The 23,153-nt window shown below is 47.4% G+C and carries 23 protein-coding genes; 22 read left to right on the top strand and 1 reads right to left on the bottom strand.

The genetic code is table 11. The features are described 5' to 3' along the window. Positions 1-107: 107 nt before the first annotated feature. The 14 genes from FN782_RS04080 (at position 108) to sigE (ending at position 17,361) form a co-directional block, all read left to right on the top strand. Complete coding sequence (locus tag FN782_RS04080) at positions 108-2,039, top strand: stage V sporulation protein D (protein ID WP_246064834.1); 1,932 nt, start codon at positions 108-110, stop codon at positions 2,037-2,039. Positions 2,040-2,228: 189 nt separating this feature from the next. Further along, a complete protein-coding gene (locus tag FN782_RS04075; RefSeq protein ID WP_142504760.1) occupies positions 2,229-3,713 on the top strand; it encodes a UDP-N-acetylmuramoyl-L-alanyl-D-glutamate--2,6-diaminopimelate ligase in 1,485 nt (494 codons plus the stop codon). A 6-nt stretch (positions 3,714-3,719) separates the two neighbouring features. Next, positions 3,720-5,111 (top strand): UDP-N-acetylmuramoyl-tripeptide--D-alanyl-D-alanine ligase, encoded by a 1,392-nt coding sequence (locus FN782_RS04070; protein ID WP_142504501.1) that lies wholly within the window; start codon positions 3,720-3,722, stop codon positions 5,109-5,111. Continuing rightward, positions 5,111-6,112: a phospho-N-acetylmuramoyl-pentapeptide-transferase gene (mraY, locus tag FN782_RS04065; protein ID WP_142504500.1), complete on the top strand. Its 1,002-nt coding sequence runs from the start codon at positions 5,111-5,113 to the stop codon at positions 6,110-6,112. The genes FN782_RS04070 and mraY overlap by 1 nt, the downstream gene beginning before the upstream one ends. After that, a complete protein-coding gene (gene murD / locus FN782_RS04060; RefSeq protein ID WP_142504499.1) occupies positions 6,109-7,479 on the top strand; it encodes a UDP-N-acetylmuramoyl-L-alanine--D-glutamate ligase in 1,371 nt (456 codons plus the stop codon). The genes mraY and murD overlap by 4 nt, the downstream gene beginning before the upstream one ends. Positions 7,480-7,518: 39 nt before the next feature. Continuing rightward, complete coding sequence (spoVE, locus tag FN782_RS04055) at positions 7,519-8,616, top strand: stage V sporulation protein E (RefSeq protein WP_142504498.1); 1,098 nt, start codon at positions 7,519-7,521, stop codon at positions 8,614-8,616. A 36-nt stretch (positions 8,617-8,652) separates the two neighbouring features. Next, positions 8,653-9,768: an undecaprenyldiphospho-muramoylpentapeptide beta-N-acetylglucosaminyltransferase gene (gene murG, locus FN782_RS04050; protein ID WP_142504497.1), complete on the top strand. Its 1,116-nt coding sequence runs from the start codon at positions 8,653-8,655 to the stop codon at positions 9,766-9,768. A 114-nt stretch (positions 9,769-9,882) separates the two neighbouring features. Next, on the top strand, positions 9,883-10,791 hold the full coding sequence (murB, locus tag FN782_RS04045; protein ID WP_142504496.1) for a UDP-N-acetylmuramate dehydrogenase: 909 nt from the start codon (positions 9,883-9,885) through the stop codon (positions 10,789-10,791). A 14-nt stretch (positions 10,792-10,805) separates the two neighbouring features. Continuing rightward, positions 10,806-12,077, top strand: a complete 1,272-nt coding sequence (gene murA, locus FN782_RS04040) for a UDP-N-acetylglucosamine 1-carboxyvinyltransferase (protein ID WP_142504495.1) — start codon at positions 10,806-10,808, stop codon at positions 12,075-12,077. Positions 12,078-12,220: 143 nt separating this feature from the next. Further along, the gene (locus tag FN782_RS04035; protein ID WP_185956021.1) at positions 12,221-12,973 is read left to right on the top strand and encodes a cell division protein FtsQ/DivIB; all 753 of its coding nucleotides are present in this window, start codon (positions 12,221-12,223) and stop codon (positions 12,971-12,973) included. A 148-nt stretch (positions 12,974-13,121) separates the two neighbouring features. Then, positions 13,122-14,363 (top strand): cell division protein FtsA, encoded by a 1,242-nt coding sequence (gene ftsA, locus FN782_RS04030; protein WP_142504759.1) that lies wholly within the window; start codon positions 13,122-13,124, stop codon positions 14,361-14,363. 35 nt (positions 14,364-14,398) lie between these two features. After that, complete coding sequence (gene ftsZ / locus FN782_RS04025; RefSeq protein WP_142504493.1) at positions 14,399-15,502, top strand: cell division protein FtsZ; 1,104 nt, start codon at positions 14,399-14,401, stop codon at positions 15,500-15,502. Between the two features lie 165 nt (positions 15,503-15,667). Then, a complete protein-coding gene (gene spoIIGA / locus FN782_RS04020) occupies positions 15,668-16,576 on the top strand; it encodes a sigma-E processing peptidase SpoIIGA (protein WP_142504492.1) in 909 nt (302 codons plus the stop codon). Positions 16,577-16,638: 62 nt separating this feature from the next. Further along, positions 16,639-17,361 carry an RNA polymerase sporulation sigma factor SigE gene (gene sigE / locus FN782_RS04015; protein WP_142504491.1) on the top strand — a complete coding sequence of 241 codons (723 nt, stop codon included), beginning with the start codon at positions 16,639-16,641 and terminating at the stop codon, positions 17,359-17,361. Between the two features lie 17 nt (positions 17,362-17,378). On the opposite strand, the gene FN782_RS04010 is transcribed toward sigE, so the two are convergent. Continuing rightward, positions 17,379-18,185 carry a MerR family transcriptional regulator gene (locus FN782_RS04010; RefSeq protein ID WP_142504490.1) on the bottom strand — a complete coding sequence of 269 codons (807 nt, stop codon included), beginning with the start codon at positions 18,183-18,185 and terminating at the stop codon, positions 17,379-17,381. 136 nt (positions 18,186-18,321) lie between these two features. Here FN782_RS04010 and FN782_RS04005 point away from each other — a divergent pair, with 136 nt between their 5' ends. The 8 genes from FN782_RS04005 to FN782_RS03970 all read left to right on the top strand — a co-directional run bounded on the left by FN782_RS04005 (position 18,322) and on the right by FN782_RS03970 (position 23,149). Further along, a complete protein-coding gene (locus FN782_RS04005; protein WP_185956020.1) occupies positions 18,322-18,513 on the top strand; it encodes a hypothetical protein in 192 nt (63 codons plus the stop codon). 278 nt (positions 18,514-18,791) lie between these two features. Continuing rightward, positions 18,792-19,571 carry an RNA polymerase sporulation sigma factor SigG gene (sigG, locus tag FN782_RS04000; RefSeq protein WP_142504488.1) on the top strand — a complete coding sequence of 260 codons (780 nt, stop codon included), beginning with the start codon at positions 18,792-18,794 and terminating at the stop codon, positions 19,569-19,571. A gap of 159 nt (positions 19,572-19,730) precedes the next feature. After that, positions 19,731-20,036, top strand: a complete 306-nt coding sequence (locus FN782_RS03995; RefSeq protein WP_142504487.1) for a YlmC/YmxH family sporulation protein — start codon at positions 19,731-19,733, stop codon at positions 20,034-20,036. Between the two features lie 57 nt (positions 20,037-20,093). Then, positions 20,094-20,918 carry a peptidoglycan editing factor PgeF gene (gene pgeF, locus FN782_RS03990; RefSeq protein ID WP_185956019.1) on the top strand — a complete coding sequence of 275 codons (825 nt, stop codon included), beginning with the start codon at positions 20,094-20,096 and terminating at the stop codon, positions 20,916-20,918. Further along, positions 20,915-21,622 carry a YggS family pyridoxal phosphate-dependent enzyme gene (locus tag FN782_RS03985; protein ID WP_342778348.1) on the top strand — a complete coding sequence of 236 codons (708 nt, stop codon included), beginning with the start codon at positions 20,915-20,917 and terminating at the stop codon, positions 21,620-21,622. Before pgeF ends, FN782_RS03985 begins: the two co-directional genes overlap by 4 nt. A 60-nt stretch (positions 21,623-21,682) precedes the next feature. After that, positions 21,683-22,096, top strand: a complete 414-nt coding sequence (locus FN782_RS03980) for a cell division protein SepF (RefSeq protein WP_342778360.1) — start codon at positions 21,683-21,685, stop codon at positions 22,094-22,096. Between the two features lie 4 nt (positions 22,097-22,100). Further along, the gene (locus tag FN782_RS03975) at positions 22,101-22,370 is read left to right on the top strand and encodes a YggT family protein (protein WP_142504484.1); all 270 of its coding nucleotides are present in this window, start codon (positions 22,101-22,103) and stop codon (positions 22,368-22,370) included. Continuing rightward, entirely contained in the window at positions 22,370-23,149 is a 780-nt protein-coding gene (locus FN782_RS03970) for a YlmH family RNA-binding protein (protein WP_185956018.1), read from the top strand. The genes FN782_RS03975 and FN782_RS03970 overlap by 1 nt, the downstream gene beginning before the upstream one ends. The last annotated feature ends 4 nt before the right edge of the window (positions 23,150-23,153 follow it).

Raw genomic sequence — 23,153 nt, 5'->3', positions numbered from 1 at the left:
ACAACCTCTTCCTGCAGGAGAGGTTGTTTTTATGTGATTGTTCTAATCCCTGTGTCCGGAGAATAGGGTTGTCTTAGAAAATCCTGTCTGTGGGAAGGGGTATGAATGTGTCTATACCCGGAAGCCTGGTTCGAAAACGACTCTTTATCGCTCTTTCCATCGGTTTGCTTTTGTTCGCAGGGCTGTTAGTCCGGTTGGGATATGTTCAGCTCATTCAGGGAACGTGGTTGAATGAGAAGGCTCGTGAACTTTGGACGCGGGATATTCCATTTGAAGGGAAAAGGGGGCGAATTTTGGACCGAAATGGGGATGTGCTTGCCTACAATATAAGTTCGCCGACCGTTCTGGCCATTCCCGCCCAAATCAAGGACCCTGCACAGACAGCGAGGGAACTGGCCCGAATCTTGTTGGCCCCGGAAGAAAAAATATATCGTCAAATCACAAAAAAAGAATTGATTGTACGAATGAATCCATATGGTCGAAAAATCAGTGAAAACCGGGCAAAGTCCATTCAAGAGTTACGTCTTCCCGGAATTGTGGTGGCAGAGGATAACAAGCGGCATTATCCGGAAGGAAGCTTGGCCGCCCATATTTTGGGATTTGCCGGGATTGATAATCAGGGTCTGGCGGGTCTGGAACTGATTTATGATGAAAAACTTCGGGGAACGCGGGGGCGGGTTTCTTTTGAGGCGAATGCAAAAGGGGAGAAGCTTCCAGAGAGCCACGAACAATTTTTTGCTCCAAAAGATGGGCTGGACATGGTCCTTACTTTAGATAAAAATATCCAAACGATTATGGAACGGGAAATGGATCAGGCCATGGCCCAATATGATCCGGAGAATGTATTGGCGATTGCGATGAACCCCAAAACAGGGGAAATCCTGGGGATGGCCAGTCGTCCGACGTTCCGACCGGACAACTTCCAGAACGTCGATCCGGAAGTGTACAACCGAAACTTGCCGATCTGGCGTACATATGAGCCAGGGTCTACGTTTAAAATTATTACATTGGCGGCGGCGCTGGAAGAGAATCAAGTGAATCTCAAAGATCATTTCTATGATCCTGGATTTATAAAAGTGAGTGGAGCCAAACTTCGTTGTTGGAAAGGTGGGGGTCATGGTTCGCAAACCTTTCTGGAAGTGGTGCAAAATTCCTGTAACCCCGGATTTGTTGCGTTGGGACAGAACCTGGGGAAAGAGAAGTTGTTCTCCTATATCAAGGAGTTTGGGTTTGGAGAGAAAACCGGAATTGATTTAAATGGTGAAGCAAGAGGAATTCTTTTTAAACCGGAGCGGGTGGGGCCCGTGGAATTGGCTACCACTTCATTTGGTCAAGGCGTGTCTGTCACCCCCATTCAACAGGTTGCGGCAGTGGCGGCGGCTATCAATGGCGGGAAGTTGATGAAACCCTATATTCAGAAGGCTTGGCAGGACCCTGACAGCAATAAGGTGTTGAAAAAAACAAAACCTGAAGTGAAACGTCAAGTCATTTCAGAAAAAACATCCAAACAGATCCGTCAAGCTTTGGAAAGTGTGGTTGCCAAAGGCACAGGGCGCAAAGCGTTCATTGACGGGTACCGGGTGGGGGGAAAAACGGGTACCGCGCAAAAAGTAGGAGCGAATGGACGCTATCTCAAAAATAATCATATTGTTTCCTTTATCGGGGCCGCCCCGATGGATGATCCGAGGCTGGTCGTCTATGTGGCTGTGGATAATCCCAACGGGATACAGTTTGGAGGTGTCGTTGCCGCTCCCATTGTTCGAAACATCCTGTATGACAGTCTGCGTTATTTAAAGGTGGACAAAAGAGAAAAACAAATTTCGCCCAAACAAACACCTATGACCACACCGATGGTGAAAGTGCCCAATTTGGTCGGGGAACAGATCAATGATATTCGAATGAGCCTCTATGATACACCACTCGATGTGAGTGGAAAGGGCAACGTGGTGATCAATCAGGCACCCAAGCCCGGAGAGCGAGTCAAGAAGGGGACACCCATTCGGATCTATTTGGGTGACAAAAAACAGAAAGGGGATTAAAATAGGAATGGATGAATTGAACCATGCCAGGAACATCCCTGGCATTTCTCTTGTCTTTCTTATATCGGAAATCATCATGAATCAGCCTTGCGCATTGTACAGGATGGAGAGGCTGATTGTGTCTTGTGGGTCATATGTTTGATGAAAGGGGGGAGGCGGCTGTCTCCTAGTCGTGCCGCCAGATATGTGATGAAGTTGGAAGAGTTGATCCCTTCTCTTATGGTTGCAGAAATCAAGGGGAATACAGATGTTGAGATCAAGGGCATGGAAATGGACTCCCGCCAAGTAAAACCGGAGGACTTGTTTATCGCTGTGAAAGGCTTTCATGTGGATGGTCACCGGTTTATTCCAGAAGCGATACAAAGGGGAGCCGCAGCAATTGTGGTGGAAGAGAACATCCACCTCAAAGAGGATATTCCTGTGATCCGGGTTCCGGATACTCACAGAGCGATGGCGGTCTTGGCCAGTACGTTTTATCGCCATCCCACCCGTCACCTGAAGTTAATCGGAGTGACAGGAACCAATGGAAAAACGACTGTTACCCATTTGATCCGGGATATTCTCCAGGATTCCGGTCGGATGACAGGATTAATCGGTACAATGAATATGAAGATTGGAGACCGGGTGTATCCGGTAAAAAATACAACTCCTGAGTCGCTGGAATTGCAACGGGGTTTCCGTGAAATGGTGGATCGTGGTTGTTCACATGCTGTCATTGAGGCCTCCTCTCATGCGTTGCATATGGGGCGGACGCGGGGTTGTCAATTCAAAACCGTTGTGTTTACCAATCTGACCCAGGATCATTTGGACTATCACGGTACGATGGAGCATTATCGTGCTGCGAAAGGCCTCCTCTTCAGTCAACTGGGGAATGCATACCAAGACCGGTCGGAGGATCAACCCTTGGCGGTGTTAAATATCGATGATGAAGCCAGTTCGTACTTTAAGGAGATTACTTCGGGTCAAGTGATTACATACAGCATCAAACAGCCGGCTGATGTATATGCAGAACATATTCAATTTCATCCGGGCGGTACATCGTTCAAATTAAAAACATTTCATGGATCTGTGGATGTACAGATGAAACTGATGGGAACCTTCAACGTGTACAATGTGCTGGCAGCAACAGCTGTCGCTCTGGGTGAAGGGATTTCCATCGAACAAATCCGCAAAACCTTATCCAGGGTTCAGGGAGTGCCGGGAAGGTTTGAACGGGTGGATGAAGGACAGTCATTTACCGTATTGGTTGATTATGCACATACACCGGACAGTCTGGAAAATGTTTTAACCACGATTCGCGAATTTGCGATGGGAAAGGTAACCTGTGTGGTCGGATGCGGTGGAGACAGGGATCGAACCAAACGACCCCAAATGGCTCAAATTGCTGCATCATACAGCGAACAAGCCATTATTACCAGTGATAATCCCCGAACGGAAGATCCACAGCAGATCATTGACGATATGATGGATGGGGTGAATGGTTTTTCTCCAGAGCGAGTGAAATCGATTGTAGATCGGACGGAAGCCATCCGTTCTGCCATTCATTCGGCTTCTGCGGGAGATGTTGTGTTGATTGCCGGAAAAGGTCATGAGACATATCAGGAAATCGATGGTATCCGTTACGACTTTGATGACCGTGAAGTTGCACGTCAAGCAATTCTGGAAAAAGGGTAGGTTTCTATGCAGAAAACACTGAGAGAGATTCGGGATGGGGTCGGCGGAAAGCTTGTTGGTGGAGTGATCGATAACCATCTTTTGGTTCATGGGGTATCCACTGATTCCCGCACATTAAAAGAAAACCAATTGTATATTCCTTTGACGGGTACACGGTTTAATGGACATGACTTTTTGAGCGACGCTGTAAAAAGAGGCGCTGTCGCCGCATTGTGGGCAAAGGATGTTCCGGTCCCAAAAAATCGACCGGTTCCTTTGATTGTGGTGGAAGATACCCTGAAAGCTCTACAGGACCTAGCGGCTGCCTATCGTCAGGAATTGGGTGTAAAGGTTGTCGGTGTAACAGGAAGTAATGGAAAGACAACAACCAAAGACTTAATTGGGGCTGTCCTAGGTGTCCGTTATCGGGTGCATCAAACCTCAGGGAATCTGAATAATCATATTGGCCTCCCGCTCACTCTCTTGTCCATGCCTGAAGATACGGAAGTGGCTGTAGTGGAGATGGGGATGAATCACAAGGGTGAAATTGCACGCCTGTCCCAAATTGCTGCTCCCGATTTCGCTGTGATCACCAATATCGGAGATGCCCATCTGGAATTTCTCGGAAGTCGGGAAGCGATTGCTGATGCCAAATTGGAGATTCGCGAAGGATTGTCTCCGGATGGTATCCTTGTCATGAATGGGGATGAACCCCTTCTCCGGAATCGACTGACGGAAGAAAAACGTAAAGTGTTGAAAGTAGGCTTTGAGTCGATCAATGATGATCGAGCACTCGGTTTGCAAATGGATGGATTAAGGGGCATTTCCTTTACTTCTTCGGCGACTGACACCCGGTTTGAGTTGGATATGATGGGTCGACATAATGCGGTGAATGCACTTTTGGCCATTCATATCGGTCGTCTTTTGGGATTGACGGAAGCCGAGATTCAAAAGGGATTGAAGCAGGTTCAATCATCAGATATGCGTCTGGAAAACCTGGTGGCTGCCAACGGGATGACAGTGATTAATGATGCCTATAATTCCAGCCCTTCAGCGGTTCGCGCAACCATTGACCTCATCACTTCGTTGAAAGATTTTCAAGAGAAATGGGTTCTCTTGGGAGATATTTTGGAGCTGGGAGAGAATGAGGAAGCGCTTCACCGTGAAGTGGGTCACTATGCGGCGGAAAAAGGGGTATCACGCCTGTTTACTCTTGGGGACCGTGCCCGATGGATCGGTGAGGGAGCACAAACGGCCGATCCGCGTTTGCCGGTGGTTCATTTCAAAACGGTGGAAGAAGCATCTGAACGGCTGATGCAAGACGGAGGAGACTTTGCGGTGTTGCTGGTCAAAGCTTCCCGTGGAGCACGTCTGGAACGCGTTGTATATTTATTGACAGAAGGAGCGAACAGAAATTAATGGATATGAGATTGCTTGTGGTTCCTCTCGCTGTGGCTTTTGGCATCGGCATATTGTTGGGACCATCCGTCATTCCGATTCTGAGACGGTTGAAGTTTGGTCAGGCCATCCGTGAAGAAGGTCCAAAGGCCCATCAAAAAAAGGCGGGTACTCCGACGATGGGTGGGACCATATTTCTCACGGTGATTGTTCTGACAGCAATCCCGCTCAGTAATGTGTTCTTTTTTGACTCCCTGTCGGATTTATTTTTTCTTCTCTTTGCCACGCTGGGATATGGCATCCTGGGCTTTATGGATGATTACATCAAAGTGGTCATGAAGCGGAATTTAGGGTTGACAGCCAAACAAAAACTTTTGGGACAATTGTTTATCGGTGTCGTTCTGTTTTGGGTGTTGTGGGAAGTTCGGATTGTTCGAGGAGAAAATCCGGCCATCTCCCAGATTCACATTCCGGGAACAGAGGTGCATTTTGAACTGAGTTGGCTGTATCTCCCTCTTTTGGTCATCATGATGATTGCGGCTTCCAATGCAGTCAATTTAACGGATGGGTTGGACGGGTTAGTGTCCGGGACAGCGGTGATTGCTTATGGTGCCTATGCCGTGATTGGCATGGTTCAGAGCAATTATATGGTCGTCATTTTTTCCGCTTCTGTCGTGGGAGCGCTCCTCGCGTTTTTGGTGTTTAATGCCCACCCGGCCAAGGTTTTTATGGGAGATACCGGTTCATTGGCGCTGGGTGGCGGTCTGGCTGGTCTGGCTGTCATTACCAAGACAGAATTGCTTCTCCCCGTCATCGGGGCGGTGTTTGTCATTGAGACATTGTCTGTGATGATACAAGTTCTTTCCTTTAAATTGCGGGGAAAACGAATTTTCCGCATGAGTCCACTCCATCACCATTTTGAGTTGGTGGGTTGGTCTGAGTGGCGGGTTGTTGTTTCATTTTGGACTGTGGGCTTCCTCTTTGCCGCATTGGGGATCTACTTGGAGGTGTTTTTAACTTGAGACCGGGTCAAAAGAGGTTTGCCGGAAAGAATGTGCTTGTACTGGGACTGGCACGGAGTGGTTTGGCTGTAGCTCGTCTGCTTCATTCCGAGGGTGCTTTTGTCACGGTGAACGACCGAAAGCCTCGTCAGGAATGCCCGGAAGCGGAATCTTTGGAAAGAGAAGGGATACAGGTGGTGTTGGGGGGGCATCCTGAACGGCTGATTCATCCGGAGGTGGATCTTTTGGTGAAAAACCCCGGAATCCCTTACCACATTCCATTGATTACACGGGCTCAAGATTTGGGGATCCCTGTGGTGACAGAAGTGGAAGTGGCCTATCTGTTGACAGAAGCGAATATTATCGGGATTACAGGGTCCAATGGAAAAACCACCACCACGTCATTGGTAGGACGTATGTTGTCCAAAGGGCAACTTCCGTCCCGCGTCGCGGGGAATATTGGAATGGCTCTTTCGGAATTGGCTCCAGCTATGCGGGAGGAAGAATGGCTTATCTGTGAGCTGAGCAGTTTCCAACTAAAAGGTACGCATAAGTTTCATCCCCGAATTGGGGCGATACTTAATGTGGTACCTGCTCACCTGGATTATCATGGCTCGATGGAAGACTATCGGGAATCGAAAAAGAAACTGTTTTCAAATCAGCAAATCGGCGATGTGGCTGTTTTAAATTGGGATTCTGCTGAGTGTCGTGCCATCGCTCAGGAATTAAAGGGAGAGATCTGGTGGTTTAGTCGACAGGAAATTGTGAACCGCGGGGTGATGGTGGACGAGGGGTGGGTGGTGGCTCACCTTCCGAACCACAAGGAATCGGTTCGGATTCTGCCGATTTCCAGTGTTCCTTTACCGGGGGTTCATAAGGAAAATGCACTGGCTGCAGCTACGATCGCATTAGCTGCCGGTTGCCCGGTCGAAGCGGTTCGTGAAGAGCTGGCTACCTTCACCGGAGTGGAGCATCGATTGGAACACGTTGCCACGATTGATGGAGTTCGTTACTATAACGATTCCAAGGCAACCAACCCTAAAGCAGCCGCGGCTGCTCTGGAATCCTTTGAAGATCCGGTGGTACTCATTGCTGGTGGATTGGATCGTGGGATTGATTTTCGAGAGTTGACATCTGTATTTCAAAAACGTCTCAAAGGGATTGTTGCTTTTGGACAGACAGCAGACACCCTTTTGAATCGGGCAAAAGAGGCAGGGGTTTCATTGAGAAAGCAGGTAGCAGATATTGCTGAAGCGGTGGACTGTGCCTGTCAGATGGCGGAACCGGGTGATGTGGTTTTGTTGTCACCTGCCTGTGCGAGTTGGGATATGTACACCTCATTTGAAGAACGGGGAAGCATGTTTAAACAGGCCGTGCATAGGCTTTAAATAGGCTTGCCCCAAACTCTTTGTCGAGGTGAAAGAAACATGCCCAAACCGCGGAAAGCACCCGATGTGGTCATTATTGCCGTTATTCTGATGCTGTTGACAATCGGTGTCGTAATGGTATATAGCGCCAGTGCGACCTATTCCCTTGAAAAATTTGGTGACAGCTTCTTTTATGCAAAACGGCAGATGTTTTTTGCAGTTTTGGGCGTTTTTTTGATGTTGTTTGTTTCTAGACTGAATCCGGATCTTTTTTACCAATGGGCAAAACCGGGTCTGTTTTTTTGTTTTTTCCTGCTGGTTTTGGTGCTTATTCCGGGTGTGGGAATGGTTCGTGGAGGTGCCCGCAGTTGGCTGGGGATCGGTGCTTTTAGCATTCAACCTTCAGAGTTTATGAAATTGGCCGTTATCCTTTTCTTGGCTCGGTATTTTATGCTGAATGCTCGTGAAGCACAAACGTTTGTGAAAGGGTTAGTGATTCCACTTTCCGTAGCGGGAGCAGCCTTTGCATTGATTATGTTGCAACCGGATTTGGGAACAGGGACCGTTTTATTGGGAACAGCCATGGTATTGATTTTCTCCGCTGGCTTAAGGATCAGATACCTTGTCGGTCTGTCCATGATCGGAATAGTTGGTTTTGCGGGTCTTGTCCTGGCTGCACCCTATCGAATCAAACGGATCACGGCTTTTCTTGACCCGTGGCAAGATGCGCTGGGTTCGGGATATCAGGTAATTCAGTCCCTGTTTGCCATTGGGCCGGGTGGATTGATGGGATTGGGGTTGGGAATGAGCCGACAGAAGCATCTGTATCTGCCTGAGCCTCACACAGACTTTATTTTTTCCATACTGGCAGAAGAATTGGGCTTTTTAGGCGGTGGAACGGCGATTGTTCTCTTTGCTGTTTTAATTTGGCGCGGATTCCGGGTGGCCATTCTGTCCCCGAATCTGTTTATGGGTCTGGTTGCAGCGGGTGTCACGGGAATGATTGTGATTCAGGCCGTCATCAATATTGGAGTGGTGACCGGAGCCTTTCCAGTAACGGGAATCACCTTGCCGTTCTTAAGTTATGGAGGATCATCACTAACGTTGACACTTGTGGCCGTGGGAATTTTGTTGAATCTGTCCCGATATACAGAATGAACATACACACAACAATAAGAGAACGGGTGATCGATCATGAAAAAAATCATGCTGTCCGGTGGAGGAACAGGTGGTCATATCTATCCTGCACTTTCGATTGCTAAGGCATTTCGCAACCGGATTTCCGACGCAAAGATCGGATATATCGGAACGAAGAACGGTCTGGAAGCCCGGATCGTTCCCAAAGAAAACGATATACAATTTTTTGATGTGGAGATTCAAGGGTTTCAACGAAAACTCTCTTTGGACAATCTGCAGACAGTGGCGAAATTTCTTCGGGCAGTCCGGCATTGCAAACGATACATTCAACAGTTTCAACCAGATGTGGTGGTGGGAACGGGAGGTTATGTGAGCGGTCCGACGCTTTACGCGGCTGCCCGTTTAGGAGTTCCAACATTAATTCTTGAACCGGATGTGCTACCAGGGCTTACCACCCGGTTTCTTTCCCGTTATGTGGATGTAGTGGCGATCAGTTTAAGTGGCTCGGAAAAATACCTTACAAAGGCAAACAAGATCATTCATACAGGTAATCCCCGCGGAACAGAAGTGACACATGCGGATGGAAAAAAGGGAAGAGAATCCCTAGAGATTTCGGATAAGGAAAAACCGCTGGTTTTAATATTCGGTGGCAGCCGGGGAGCCAAGCCTATAAATGAAGCAGTCATTTCAATGATCCCCCGGATCCAAAAAGCGGAACATCTTCACTTTGTCTATGTTACGGGAGAGGTGCATTATCAAGAGGTTATTGCTAATATAAAAGACGGAAGTGAACTTCCCAATCTGACAATTAAACCGTTTATTTATAATATGCCGGACGTACTTGCGGGAACTTCATTGGTCGTTGGAAGGGCGGGTGCTTCCACGCTGGCGGAATTGACTGCATTGGGAGTGCCCTCCATTTTAATTCCTTCACCTTATGTTACCAATAATCACCAGGAGGCGAATGCCCGCTGGCTTGAGGAACAGGGAGCCGGTATGATGATCAAGGAAAAAGAGCTGACCGGAGAGCGTCTGTGGGATACCATCCGTGAGATTATCGAACATCCTGAACGCCATCAACAGATGAGTGAAGCGGCTCGATCGTTGGGCTGTCCGGATGCTTCAGAGGTGATTATTGATGAATTGGAACGATTGTCGCAAAACCATGGATAAAAAAAGACAGCCGGGCGTGGTTTCGTCACACAAATTCCGGAAAGGCATAGACTATCGTATACCGTGCCCGGATACCACTGGCAAGCTGATCGTCTGCGAAAGGAGATCCCACCTGTGAAACAGATAGCACAAGAAATAAAGGAATCAGATGTACAGGATGTACGTATTGATGAACCATTATCTCTTCATACGACATGGAAGGTGGGCGGACCCGCTGATATTTTAATTTACCCTGCAAACAAGGGAGAACTTGAGCGGACCATGGCTGTGATTCGAAAATACGGAATTCCCTGGCGGGTGATTGGAAGAGGCTCCAATCTTCTGGTCAGAGATGGAGGAATCCGTGGAGCCGTGATTAAAATGGGAAAAGGGTTGGACCTTATGGAAGTGGAAGGCGACCGTGTGACAGCAGGAGGGGGATACTCTTTTGTCAAGTTATCGGTGATGGTGGCAAAACACGGTTTAACCGGTTTGGAATTCGCCGGAGGGATTCCTGGTACTGTTGGAGGTGCGGTGTTTATGAATGCCGGTGCCCATGGTTCTGAGGTGTCCAATGTTTTGGAATCAGCGGAAGTGCTTCTTGAAAACGGAGATTGGACTGTTTTTACAAGGGATGATCTTCGGTTCAGCTATCGTACATCCATCTTGCAAAAGGAAAAGCGCGGGGTGGTTACGGAAGCAACGTTCCAATTGAAAGAGGGGGATCGAAAAAAGGTAGCCTCCTCTATGGCCCAATTCAAGGACCGGCGCAGACGGACCCAGCCTTTGCAGTTTCCCTGCGCAGGGAGTGTCTTTCGCAATCCGTCGGGCGATCACTCTGGACGGCTGATCGAAGCCGCGGGGTTGAAGGGGTATCGCATTGGTGATGCCGAGGTGTCCACCCAACACAGTAACTTCATTATTAATCGAGGGAATGCGACGGCAGCGGATATTCTTACCTTGATTGATCACATTATTCAAACCGTAAAGAACGAATACGGTGTCACTCTGGTACCCGAAGTTCAGGTGGTGGGCGAGGGGTAGACGGAGGTGGAACATTGGAGCAGTTTGTCATCAAAGGCGGAAAACCTCTGTATGGAACTGTTCGTGTTCAAGGTGCAAAAAACTCAGCTCTTCCCATCCTGGCTGCCACTCTTTTAGTTGGAGGCATTCATGAGATTCAGGATGTGCCTCGCCTTTCCGATATTGATGTCATGAATCGGATTTTAAAAGCCCTTGGCGTAAAGCTGAGGTGGGAAGGTAACAGCATCAAACTGGAAACTTCCGCAATAAAAACCACACGGATTCCTGAGGCATTGATGCGACAGATGCGCTCCTCCATCTTCTTAATGGGACCGCTTCTGGCGAGGACGGGAGAGGTAACGGTGTCCCGTCCCGGCGGATGTGCCATTGGGGCGAGACCCATTGATCTCCATCTTAAGGGGCTCCGGCTTTTGGGAGCTGAAATCCGGGAAGCAGACGGCAACATATACTGTTCTGCTGGAAAATTAACCGGAACGGAGATTGATTTGGATCTGCCAAGCGTGGGTGCGACAGAAAATATTATGATGGCTGCAGTTCTGGCTGAAGGGGTAACAGTCATCCGGAATGCCGCAAGGGAACCTGAAATCGTGGACCTTCAACGCTTTTTGAACCGGATGGGTGCAGACGTTCACGGAGCAGGAACAGGCGTCATAACCATTCGTGGGGTCAAACATCTTCATCCGGTCTCATATGGTATTATTCCTGACCGAATCGTAGCCGGAACCTTGACCATTGCAGCTGTTGTGACCGGTGGAGAGGTACTCTTAACCCATGTGGTACCGGATCATATGAAGAGTACATTGGATCTGTTGGAGCAAATTGGCGTTGAACTCAAAAATGAGGGAGACGCTCTGTGGGTTCAGAGTACTCCTCAATTGAAATCGGTAAGTAATGTGGTAACAGAGCCATATCCTGGTTTTCCAACCGACATGCAGCCACAGATGATGGTTCTTTTATCCCTTACACAAGGGGAAAGTGTTATTTCTGAACAGATCTTTGATGGTCGCTTAAAGCATGTGCATGAACTGATTCGTATGGGAGCCGATCTTACACCTGAAAACAATCAAGTAAACATTCGGGGGGTTCCATACCTGACCGGAGCCGCTGTGGAGGCAACGGATCTTCGGGCGGGAGCGGCGTTGGTAATTGCAGGGCTTGCAGCTCGCGGAACGACCCATATAAGTGGCCTAAATCATATTGATAGGGGATATGAGCGATTGGATCAAACATTCCTTCGATTGGGAGCACAGATTCAACGCTACACCGGAAAGGTGGCCTCTCTGTGAAACAGCAGCACCGATGTGTTGCTGTTTTTTTATATAAAGTTTGGTGCTATACAAATCCTGTCCTATGAACACCATTTTATGGTAATATAGATGCGAGTTACGTAATCTTCCTCGATCCGGGGAACGGAGAAGGAGTGGTCCCTTTGGATAGACGGGTTCCGCCTTTGCGTCCTTCAAATCATGGTCGAAATCCTTCATCGGTTGCGGCCATCTTTTTTATTTTTCTGTTTTTTGTGGGAAGCTGCGTCATTTTATTTTTAAAATCCCCTTTGAGCGAAATTAGAGAGATAAAGATTGAAGGTAACCGTTTGGTATCGGATCGGGATGTTCTGAAATCCATTCATCTGATGAAGGGGGATTCCTATTTTCGCTGGGATGCTCAGCAAGCGGAAAAATCGTTGCAATCTTTGCCTGAGATTCGAAGTGCTTTTGTAAACAAGATGTTTCCCGGAAAAGTAAGCATCCGGGTGAAAGAAGTGAAATGGGTCGGCTACTGGTCTCATGGCGATCAGATATATCCTTTGTTGTCAGATGGGTCTGTCTTAAAGCAGCATCCCTGGGAAAAAGAGGTGGATCGCCCACTGGTAAGAGGCTTTGATCAGGATCGAAAACGGGCTCTTGTAGCGAAGGGTTTGTCTCAATTGCCCTCTGAGGTTCTTTCAGAGATCTCAGAGGTTCAACCTGGAGATGACGCTACATATGCTAATCTTGTTAAAATCTACACGCGTCAAAACCATCTCATCCGTGTCCGGGCACGCGATATCGGCAAAAAAGTGAAACATTATGCCCGTTTTAAGGACCGTCCTCCAGGAACATTAAATTTGTTGAAGAGTCATTGGTATGTACCTGAGGTTCAGGCGGGAGAACATAAAAAGAGACAAGAGTTGAAAAAGTAAATATGGAAAAAGGGGAAAATCCCCTTGATGTTGAATATCTGAAATATAAGCGGATTTTCCCTTACTTCTCCCCTCTTGATTTTTTTTACACAGAACAGCCATTTCCACCACCATGTTGAAGAGTCTCGGGCAAGGAGGTGCCCAGGATTTGAGTAGTGGAGAGTTTATTGTCGGAATGGATATCGGCACTTCCAAAGTGCGTGTAATCGTCGCCGAAGTTACAAGGGACAACACCCAGATTGTGGGCGTCGGTTCCGCGGTCTCCAAGGGGACGAAGAAAGGGGCCATCATCGACATTGACCAAGCCGTTCAATCAATTCGTGAGGCAATCTACGATGCTGAGCGGATGGTTGGTATAGAAATCTCCCAAGTATTTGTCGGAATTTGCGGAAATCATGTTTCCCTACAGTCCAGCCATGGAGTCGTGGCCGTTTCCGGAGAGAACAAGGAAATTGACCAGGAGGACATTGACCGGGTGATACAGGCAGCTCAGGTGGTGGCCCTTCCGCCGGAGCGTACAGTCATTGAAGTGGTTCCCAATCAGTTTGTTGTTGATGGTTTGCAGGATATCCAAGACCCTTACGGGATGGTAGGGGTTCGACTTGAGGTGGAAGCCACCATTGCAACCGGAACAAAAACGATCATTCACAATGTTCTCCGATGCGTGGAAAAAGCGGATCTGTCCGTCGCGGGAATCATTCTTTTACCGTTGGCTGCAGGGGAGATCTGTCTTTCAACAGACGAAAGAAATATGGGTGTGGTTTTAGCGGATGTTGGAGGTGGAACCACATCTTTTGCCATTCATGAACAGGGGCAACTGGTATCTACCGGCGTGCTTCCGGTCGGAGGTGAGTATATCACCCAGGACATTGCTTATGGTCTTCGTACAAAGACGGAGACCGCGGAAGAACTGAAGCGCAAATATGGGGTTGCTCTTGTCAGCAAAGCGGACAAGGATATCACTTTTCAAGTACCCACAATCGGGAGTAACCGTGAAAAAACCGTATCACAAGAAGAATTGGCCGGAATCATTGAGCCTCGTGTAGAGGAAATTTTTCAGCTGATTCGGGATGAAGTGAAGGAAGCAGGGCTTTCCGACGAACCGGCTGGCGGATATGTTTTGACAGGCGGTGTCATGTCTCTTCCGCATATACTTGAGGTGGCTCAATCTCAATTGGGACCGGCTGTCCGTATGGTTTCACCCCGATATATCGGAGTGGAAGATCCCTCCTTTACCAGTGGTGTGGGTATGATGTATTACATTCGTCGTCGATTCCTCCATCGGTTTATTGAATCTTCTGAGCAAGGGAACCGGAGATCCGAAAATAGAAAACGTAAATCTTCAACTTGGGGGAAAATCAGAGAGTTTTTCCTGAGGGAATTTATTTAGAAGACAGAGATTTATGGATATGGGAGGGACAAAAGATGTTGGAGTTTGATATGGAAGTGGAACAAACCGCTCAGATTAAAGTAATTGGTGTTGGAGGGGGAGGAAGCAATGCTGTCAACCGCATGATTGAAAGTGGTGTACAGGGGGTTGAGTTTATTGCCGTCAATACGGATGCCCAGGCCCTTAACCGCTCAAAGGCTCCGGTTAAGCTTCAAATTGGTGAAAAACTGACCAGGGGGTTGGGGGCGGGAGCCAATCCGAGTGTGGGGAAAAAAGCAGCCGAGGAAAGCAGGGAAAATGCTGAAAATGTTTTAAAAGGGGCAGATATGGTATTTGTCACCGCTGGAATGGGCGGTGGGACAGGTACGGGAGCCGCACCGGAAATTGCAGCGGTGGCCCGAGAACAGGGGGCACTGACTGTGGGGGTGGTTACTCGCCCTTTCACATTTGAAGGGAGAAAACGTTCCCTTCAAGCCGATCAAGGGATCGCAGAACTTAAGGAAAATGTGGATACCTTGATTGTGATTCCAAATGATCGATTGCTCGAAATTGTAGACAAAAACACACCGATGTTGGAGGCATTTCTGGAAGCGGATAATGTGCTTCGTCAAGGGGTTCAGGGGATTTCTGACCTGATTGCTGTTCCGGGATTGATCAATTTGGATTTTGCCGATGTCAAAACCATTATGACCGAGCGCGGTTCAGCCTTGATGGGAATTGGTACAGCCACAGGGGAGTCCAGGGCTGCAGAAGCTGCCAAAAAAGCCATTTGCAGTCCTCTGCTGGAAACGACCATTGATGGAGCACGGGGAGTTTTAATGAATATCCGGGGAGGAAACAATCTCAGCCTCTATGAAGTGAATGAGGCAGCGGATATTGTAGCTTCAGCGTCCGATCCTGAAGTAAATATGATCTTTGGCGCAGTGATCAACGAAGAGTTAAAGGATGAAATTTTGGTAACGGTGATTGCTACAGGGTTTGACAATCAAAAGGAAGCGGAAAGACCAAAGGGAAAACCTCAGTTTGGAGTGAGCCGGGAGTCTGGACCTGATCATCATGCCAGCCAAATCGATATTGTAAAACCGAAATCGGATGGTTTGGAGATTCCCACTTTCCTGCGCCATCGCCGAAAAAAATAAGAGTGACGCCTGTTGACCTGAAAGCATGGTCGGCAGGCGTTTTATTTTTGATCGGTATCTTCAAAAAATGACAAAATAAGTGCCTGGTGACCAGCAAGTTTAGACAGACATTGAAATGTGTTTAAGATATACTGGTGACACCTTAAACAAGGAAGGAAACCAAAAATGGTGGTTTATGCTGATTTGGTCTTCGTCCTTAACCTCTGCATCGATTTCTTGCTCTTGTGGCTGACATCCGTAATCAGGCGTCAACAGATCTCGGTATGGCGCCTTTTGTCAGCTGCTTCTCTCGGAGCGTGCTATGCTGTGGTTCACCTTTTATATCCACTGGTTCTCACTTATACATTTTTCGGGAAAATGCTTTTTTCCGTTCTGATGGTGTGGTTGGCTATGGGTTATCGCGGACCACTCGCTTTTTTGAGAAACCTCGGAGTTTTCTATCTTATATCCTTTGTGACCGGAGGGGGGATGTTTGCTCTCCATTATTTCTTTTCTGGAAGCGTCCAAGCATCCGGGGGAATACTCCTGACCCAATCTTATGGTTGGGGATCTCCGATCTCTTGGGTTTTTGTTCTGTTGGCTTTTCCCCTGGTTTGGTTTTATGCACGGATCTCCTTTGGTTCCATTCAGGAACGTCAAGCTGTCAATCAATATTTGGCACCGTTGGCCATTCAAATCGGAGATAAGAAACTGGAATGCGTCGGATTGATGGATACGGGAAATCAGCTCAGGGATCCGATTTCTCGAACACCAGTGATTGTAGTGGAATTGAAATCGTTGATCCCCTTTCTTCCAGAGCCGGTTGTGATGATGGCGCAAGAAGGAGATTTGGAATGTGTTGAGATGGAGTTATCTTCAGAGTGGATGACCCGAATTCGTTTCATTCCTTTCCGTGGGGTGGCCGCCAATGGTGGAATGATGCTCGCTTTGAAACCGGACAGCGTGGAAATTTTTCAGGACGGAATCTGGGAGAAGACAGAAAAGGTCCTCGTTGGCCTCGATAACAAACAGTTGTCCAGTGATGGTACATACCAAGCAATTATACATCCATCATGTATGCCGAGAGCAGGGTGAAATGAATCGTTTGATACCGTTTATAAGAGGGTTCAAGAATGAATGGGGAGGTTGTTGAGTTTATGATTGTTAAATGGAAACTCGCATTGCAACTGTTGTGGTACCGTATCCTTATGCAGATTGGTCTAAAGGGAGAAGAAATTTATTACATCGGGGGAAGTGAAGCGCTTCCGCCACCTCTAACCAGGGAGGAAGAACAGCATCTCCTTGATCGGTTGCCCAATGGGGATGCGGCCGTCAGGGGAATGCTGATTGAACGAAACCTGCGTCTGGTGGTTTATATAGCCAGGAAATTTGAGAATACAGGGATCAATATTGAGGATTTGGTATCCATCGGTACCATTGGCTTGATTAAAGCAGTGAAAACATTTGATCCAGCGAAGAAAATAAAATTGGCAACGTATGCATCCCGTTGTATTGAAAACGAAATTCTGATGTTTCTTCGCCGAAACAACAAAATTCGATCGGAAATTTCTTTCGATGAGCCGCTCAACATGGACTGGGATGGAAATGAGTTATTACTGTCGGATGTAATGGGAACAGAAAGCGATATCATTTGCCGGAATATTGAAGAACAGGTGGATCGCAAAATCTTGCGTACTGCTCTTTCCACCCTGTCTGATCGGGAAAAGAAAATCATGGAGATGAGGTTTGGTTTAAATGGAGAAGAAGAAAAAACGCAGAAAGATGTCGCAGATCTTTTGGGCATTTCCCAATCTTATATTTCCCGTTTGGAAAAACGCATTATTAAACGACTGAGAAAAGAGTTTAACAAAATGGTTTAATTCGTTCCCCCGCGGCTTCACCGTGGGGGATTTTTTGCTTTACAGCTGAGGGAATCGTCAGCCGCTTTCAATTGATCGCAATAGATATGGATGGCTTCACAGAGAAAGCGGGACAAGCCGTTTCCGTATTGGTCGATGTTTTTGGTGAAACGCTCATCTTGCACATAGAGATCGCCCAAACCGCGGAAAATTTCCGGTGTACAGTCATAGAAATAATCGGTGATCAATTGTCGGTATTCATCTACAGCCCGTTGTACTTCGGGGTGGCTCGGATTGTCGCCGATATAACGGGCCATTCTTTCATAGAGATCCTTCCATTTTCCCATGATGAAAGACCATTGAGCATCTGTATAGGAAGCAGTTACCTCCTCCACTTGACGAACAAATTCTTTACCATGGGTTTGCTTTGCCTCTTCCGAATATTTCTTTTTGTGCTCATCAATCTCTTTTAAGTTGAAGGCTGTAAACATTTTGTTTTTCTCCATTTCGGCTCCCTCCTCAATCTCTTGGATTTTTTGATCAATCGTTTGTATGATCCTTTCCAACCGTTCTTTTTTCGCTATGATTACCTCTCTGTGTAGCTGTAAGGCGTGTTTAGGGTCGAAAGCAGGATGGTCCAGTATCTCTTTGATTTTTTGCAACGGGAAATCCAACTCTTTAAAAAAGAGGATTTGTTGTAAGCGTTCCAGATCCTGATTGTTGTACATGCGATAACCGGCATCCGTCAGAAAGCTCGGCTTCAGAAGTCCGATATGGTCATAATGATGAAGGGTTCGAATACTGATACCTGTCAGATCCGCCACTTCCTTTACGCGATAAGCCATTTTGATCCCTCCTTCTGCCAACTCTAAACGATCACGTAAGGTTAGGGTCAAGTCGAAAAAAGGAGTATAAAAAAATTTATCGAATTGATTGTTAAGAAATCCATTTAATTTTGCAAAGTAGCTGGGAGGAATTGTGTTGGAGTGGATCTTTGTAGTGTTGGTGGTGGCAATACTGATTGCAGCTGTTATCCGTTTTGGTTTCAAGTCAAAGGGTGTAAGAAGTCACAGCACTTCCAGCTCTTCTTCCTTCTTCGACGGAGGATTTGATTCTGGCGACAGTGGTTGTGATGGAGGAGGCGGAGGTGGTGACGGAGGGGGATGTAGCTAAAAATGTGAAGCGGAGATCTTGAGGTGATCAAAAAGCCTGCCAATTGGCGGGTTTTTTATTTTTACGGAAGAGACACATTGCTGCAGTGCTGCCAGTTCCACCTCCTATTGGACACGAGAGATCAGGGACAACCCATTATAAAAATTTCATCAAAGGGGATACTTAACATTGGAAGTGCATTCAGGAATTGGATGATCTGCTGGAAGGGATGTTATCTGAAGTGTTACTTCAGAAAAATAAGTTTCGCTAATGGGAATGCTTCCGTAGGAGGGGAATTCATGGCGCGAAATAAAGTGGAAATCTGCGGCGTTGACACTTCAAAACTGCCTGTACTAAAAAACGAGGAAATGCGTGCTCTCTTTCGCGCCCTGCAAGAGGAGAGAGACCGCTCTGCACGAGAAAAGCTGGTCAACGGAAATCTGCGGCTGGTTCTCAGTGTCATACAACGATTTAACAACCGGGGCGAGAATGTGGATGATCTGTTCCAGGTAGGTTGTATCGGTCTGATGAAGGCGATCGACAACTTTGATCTGAGTCAAAACGTTAAATTTTCTACATATGCAGTCCCGATGATTATTGGAGAGATTCGCCGTTATCTTCGGGACAATAACCCGATCAGAGTCTCCCGTTCCTTGCGGGACATTGCCTATAAAGCTTTACAGGTTCGGGATACACTTACGTATCGTCATTCCAGAGAACCTACGGTGCTGGAGATTTCTGAGGAATTGAATGTATCCAAAGAAGAAGTGGTATTTGCATTGGATGCGATTCAAGATCCCGTATCTCTGTTTGAACCGATCTACCAAGACGGTGGAGATCCGATCTATGTGATGGATCAGCTTTCCGACGATGAAAACAAGGACGTTCATTGGGTAGAGGAAATTGCGCTTCGGGAAGCAATGGGACGGTTGAACGGCAGAGAGAAAATGATTTTATCCATGCGTTTCTTTGAAGGAAAGACTCAGATGGAAGTCGCAGAAGAGATTGGAATTTCACAGGCACAAGTCTCCCGTCTGGAAAAAGCGGCCATCAAGCAAATGAATAAATTTATCCAGTAATCGTACTCCGTGAGCCGGTTTCTGGCTAATACTGTTGGTTGAACTGCTTGCAGTCTCCTTACCGCACGATGTGCGGTTTTTTATATGGACGATCAGGGCATAATTTTGTCCCACTTCATATAATTGAAAGTAGAACACCAAAAGCAGGGTGGGCGACCCATGATTAAAATATCGGAGTTGCAGGAAAAGGACGTAGTGAACGTGAGTGACGGTCGGAAGCTTGGTAGGATATATGATCTGGAAGTGGACTTGCGAGTGGGCCGAGTGAAAGCGCTGGTTATCCCTGGTGAATCCCGGATGTTTGGTTTGTTTACAGGGGGGAAAGAGTGGGTAATCCCCTGGAACCAGATTGTACGAATCGGTACGGATGTGATTCTGGTTCGTCTGGAAACGCGATATGATGACAATGAAGGTGTTTCCGGTTCACGTCCACTATTGATTACACCAGAGGAAAATAACCGATGAATGGACGGCTTTGTCTCCTTCTCAGGCTGTGGTAATATGGTAAAGGGAGGGGAGACAATGGAACCGTTTCAGTTGCGGTCGGAAGCTGTTGTCCCTTATTTTTTCTTAGATTCCTGGGAAAGGGAATTTCCACATTTAATAGCAGGGATGAGTATAAGGGATGGAGAATCCATAAAAGATCCGGATCGTACCAATTATGCGTTGCATGTAGGGAGTCGGCCGGAACGGATCATTCAAAACCGGAGGCGACTTGCTGAAGAGCTGGGTGTATCCTTTGCATCTTGGACTTGTGGTGAACAGGTACATGGTGTCAATATTCGGGAAGTGACCTCGATGTCTCGTGGAAAAGGAAGCGAGAGTGCCCAGTCTGCTTTTTCAGAAACGGATGGACTGCTTACTCAGGAACGGGATGTGTTGTTGACATCATTCTATGCCGACTGTGTTCCGCTTTTGTTTTACAGTGCGGATATAGAGATGATCGGTGTGGCTCATGCCGGTTGGCGGGGGACTGTAGGAGAAATCAGTCCCCGGATGATTCGGGAGTTCGTCAAGCGCGGAGCTGAAAAAAAGGAAATTCGCATCGCCATTGGTCCATCCATCGGAAGTTGTTGTTACGAAGTGGATGAACATGTCGTCCATTCTCTGAAACACGTTCTGCCTGATCCCTTTAAAGTGGTATTGGATTCGCCAAAAAACAACAAGTGGCAGGTGGATCTGAAAGAAGCGAATAAGCGCTTATTATTGAAGGAAGGGTTAAAGGAGGGTCAAATCCTGGTCACAGGGTGGTGCACCGGTTGTCATCCGGATCTTTTTCATTCCCATCGTCGCGATTGTGGTAAAACAGGAAGAATGGTCGCTTTTATCGGCATGGGGAAAGGATGAAGGAAATGGATTTGATCAGCCAACGATTACAGCAGATAAAAGGAAACATTGTTGCCGCTTGTCAACGCAGTGGAAGGAACCCCAAAGAGGTCCAGATTGTTGCTGTCACCAAATATGTCGATATGGAGACAACCCGTCGTGCACTGGATGCCGGCCTTGTCCACATCGGAGAAAGCCGAGCGCAAGAAGCGGTGCCGAAGTGGAAAGAGCTGGGGGGACGGGGGGTCTGGCATTTTATCGGTCACCTGCAAAGCAATAAAGCAAAAGCTGTAGCGGGGCGTTTTACTTATGTCCATTCTCTGGATCGCTACTCTTTGGCGAAGGAGTTAAGCCGTCGTTCCGTGGCAAATGGCCAAGCAACAAAATGTATGATCCAAGTAAACATATCAGGGGAAAAATCAAAACATGGTCTGAAACCGGACGAGCTATTGGAATTTGCCAGGGAGTCAGCTGAACTTCCTCAACTGGAAATTGAGGGATTGATGACCATGGCCCCGGTTACAGATGATCCGGAAGAAGTCAGACCGATCTTCCGTCACCTGAAAACTCTTCAACAGGAGTTACAACGTCTTGGGGACCCCAAATTGTCGGTTCCACACCTGTCCATGGGGATGTCCAGGGACTATATCATAGCTGTTGAAGAAGGAGCGACATTTGTTCGTTTGGGGTCCGTCTTGGTCGGTACACAACCCCAAAAGGCTTGATATTCCCACTCAGCAGGTGTCTGCGGCAGTATTTGTAAGGAGGCGGTTCCGTTGAATTTCATGAATCGGATGATGATTTTTTTTGGAATCGGCGAAGAAGACGAGGAGCAAAGCCAAGAGTACAAGGAGACCGATGGTCAACCATTGGATGCTCAGGGGCGAAATAACGTCGTCTCACTGCACGCTGCACAAAAACAGGTCCGGTTGATGCTGTCGGAACCGCGGTCTTATGAAGATGTTCAAAATATTGCAGATCACCTGAGAAACCATCGGACGACCGTGGTCAATCTGAAACGCTTGCCCAAAGATGAGGCGTGCAGGGTGATTGATTTTCTCAGCGGAACAGTTTACGCTTTAAATGGAAACATCAACAAGCTGAGCCCGGAAACGATCATCTGCAGTCCTTCCAATGTTGATATTCAAGGATCCATCAGTGAATTAATAAGCGAAGATGCCAACGATTTATTGAGGTGACCCCATGATCATTTTTGAAATCGTGAATGTACTGTTTATTGTTTACCAGGTTATGATTTTTGGTTACATTCTTCTTTCTTGGCTTCCACAGGGAAGAGAATCCCCGATTGCACTTTTTATGGGGCGATTGGTGGAACCTTATCTGTCGATCTTTCGCAGTTTCATACCACCTTTGGGAATGATTGACATTTCCCCGATTGTTGCCTTGATCGCTTTGCGTTTTATCAGAGAAGGTGTCTTCTTTATCTTGAATGTTCTTTTGGGGTTTGTGTGATGGAACGGGAGGAAGTGCTATTCTCCCATTTCCGACCGGATGAACGGATATTTGTGGAGCGGGTAATCGATTGGGTCAATCGGGTGGCCAACCGTTATCAACCAATACTCACCCCATTTTTGAATCCAAGAGAACAGGCGATTGTCGGGATGTGGGTCAGAAGATCCCCTGATTTAAACGTTTCATCAGATGGAGGGGTGACAGGGGCAGAGCGAAGGCGTGTTCGAATTTATCCGCCCTATATGGAAGACCCTGATCACGGTTTAGCTTTCTTGGAAGTCAAGTCGACAAATCGGTCTGCAACATTGTTACACCCCGATATTCTCGGTTCTCTGCTAGGGTTGGGGGTGAAACGGGAAGTGCTTGGAGATATTTTTGTGACAGATACAGGCTGTCAATTGATTGCAACCCAAGAGATCGCCGGTTATATTGAGCTCCAGCTGAACCGGGTGGGGCGTACACCAGTCCGTGTGAAGGAAATTCACCGGGATGATCTTTGTTCTCCGAAGCAGATGACCGAAACGGTGAGGGTCTCCGTTGCCTCTTTGCGACTCGATGCTGTGGTGGCGGAGGCTTTTCGCTTGTCCCGGACAAAGGTGGCAACCTTGATAAAAAACGGCAAATGTCATCTTAATTGGAAAAAAGAAGAGAAAGTCTCGGAGCCAGTCAGGGAAGGGGATATGATTTCTCTTCGGGGATATGGTCGCGCTCAGATGGCTGAAATTTTGGGAGAAACAAGGAAAGGACGCATGATGATCCGTTTGATTCAATACGTGTAATTGA

The sequence above is a fragment of the Melghirimyces algeriensis genome (genome assembly GCF_900182565.1).
Taxonomy (GTDB): Bacteria; Bacillota; Bacilli; order Thermoactinomycetales; family DSM-45169; genus Melghirimyces; species Melghirimyces algeriensis.
The sequence above is the reverse complement of the archived record's forward strand: the minus strand, read 5'-3'. Positions and strand labels throughout refer to the sequence as shown.